Source organism: Paenibacillus sp. 01T422 (assembly GCF_056398785.1).
This window is the reverse complement of sequence record NZ_JBFTQB010001496.1, coordinates 1-689: the sequence shown is the minus strand read 5'-3', so window position 1 is coordinate 689 and position 689 is coordinate 1. Positions and strand designations below refer to the sequence as shown.

The window sequence follows — 689 nt, the reverse complement described above, 5'->3', positions numbered from 1 at the left end:
GGTCGTCAACACGGACGTGCAAATACCACGTACCTCCAGTAGAAGGTGTAGGAATGGAATCTTCGCTCGTGAACGCTACCCATCCCGCGTTCGGCCACGCTAGTACCGTTTCCGTTGGTGACCATTGGTAATACGTTTTGGCGGATTGTGCGGAATCAGGAATGTCTACCGTTACCTTTGTTGACACAGATTGTTTTCCCACGGATTCACCGTTTGGAGAAAAGCTGACTCGCGCAGACAAAATATTAACGAAAAGATACCGAGTATTATTAGCATAATCCTTCGCGGTAGAAGGACTAAACCCTATCATCGTACCTTTTCTTTCTGAATCAAACCCGAATGCTAGCACCCCTATTACAATTGAATCTCCTTCAACGATAACACTTGTTATTTGATTATTTTCAAAAGCATAAATACCTACGCTTTCTACAGTTGCTGGAATCCTCACGCTTGTAAAAGCGTTGTACTCAAATGCACTAAGACCTATACTCTTCATACTGCTTGGGAACGTGACACTCGTTAAATGGTTAGAATAAAATGCTTCCCTGCCTATACTCGTTACACCCTCCGAAAGCGTCACACTCGTTAATCGATTATATTTAAAAGCAGATTGTCCTATACTCGTCACGCTGCTCGGAATCGTCACGCTCGTTAACTGGTTACTGTAGAATACCCCCTCGCCTATACTC

Annotated in this window: 1 protein-coding gene; it reads right to left on the bottom strand. The window is 44.0% G+C overall.

Annotated elements, in window-relative coordinates:
• Nucleotides 1–689, bottom strand: a 689-nt coding sequence (locus tag AC1DUA_RS39815; RefSeq protein ID WP_477504901.1) for a leucine-rich repeat domain-containing protein, incomplete at both ends; no start/stop codon positions are given.